The organism is Belliella marina (genome assembly GCF_042682445.1).
Lineage (GTDB): Bacteria > Bacteroidota > Bacteroidia > Cytophagales > Cyclobacteriaceae > Belliella > Belliella marina.
Genome location: NZ_JBHUHR010000036.1, coordinates 1 through 1,049 on the forward strand (window position 1 = coordinate 1; position 1,049 = coordinate 1,049).

General features: G+C 38.7%; 1 protein-coding gene. It reads right to left on the reverse strand.

Annotated elements, in window-relative coordinates; genetic code table 11:
- The coding region (locus tag ACFSKL_RS12010; RefSeq protein WP_376886481.1) for a hypothetical protein at positions 1-1,049 on the reverse strand (1,049 nt) is incomplete at both ends.

Below are 1,049 nucleotides of genomic sequence, written 5' to 3' on the forward strand. Positions count from 1 at the left end.
AGTGATGTTGTCTGAATTTGCCTTGATATCCAATATACTCTCAGAAACCGATGCTTCCAAAGTGGAAATGTCTGTGGTGTTTTGGGAAATGTTGGCAATATTGGCTTGAATGTTACTGGCATTCGTCTGGATCTCAGATGTATTCGCCAAGATATCTGATTTGTTTTCATCCGTCACGATCTTCAAAGCATCAATCTCTCCTTTGCTCAAAGTGATGTTGTCTGAATTGGTTTTGATATCCAATATATTCTCAGAAACAGAAGTTTCCAAAGTGGAAATGTCTGTGGTGTTTTGGGAAATGTTGGCAGTATTGGTTTGAATGTTACTGGCATTCGTCTGGATGTCAGATGTATTCGCCAAGATATCTGATTTGTTTTCATCCGTCACGATCTTCAAAGCATCAATCTGTCCTTTGCTCAAAGTGATGTTGTCTGAATTTGCCTTGATATCCAATATACTCTCAGAAACCGATGCTTCCAAAGTGGAAATGTCTGTGGTGTTTTGGGAAATGTTGGCAATATTGGTTTGAATGTTACTGGCGTTCGTCTGGATATCAGATGTATTCGCCAAGATATCTGACTTGTTTTCATCCGTCACGATCTTCAAAGCATCAATCTTACCTTTGTTCAAAGTGAGATTATCAGAATTTGCTTTGATATCCAATATATTCTCAGAAACAGAAGTTTCCAAAGTGAAAATGTCTGTGGTGTTTTGAGAAATGTTGGCAGTATTGGTTTGAATGTTACTGGCATTCGTCTGGATGTCAGATGTATTCGCCAAGATATCTGATTTGTTTTCATCCGTCACGATCTTCAAAGCATCAATCTGTCCTTTGCTCAAAGTGATGTTGTCTGAATTTGCCTTGATATCCAATATACTCTCAGAAACCGATGCTTCCAAAGTGGAAATGTCTGTGGTGTTTTGGGAAATGTTGGCAATATTGGTTTGAATGTTACTGGCATTCGTCTGGATCTCAGATGTATTCGCCAAGATATCTGATTTGTTTTCATCCGTCACGATCTTCAAAGCATCAATCTCTCCTTTGCTCA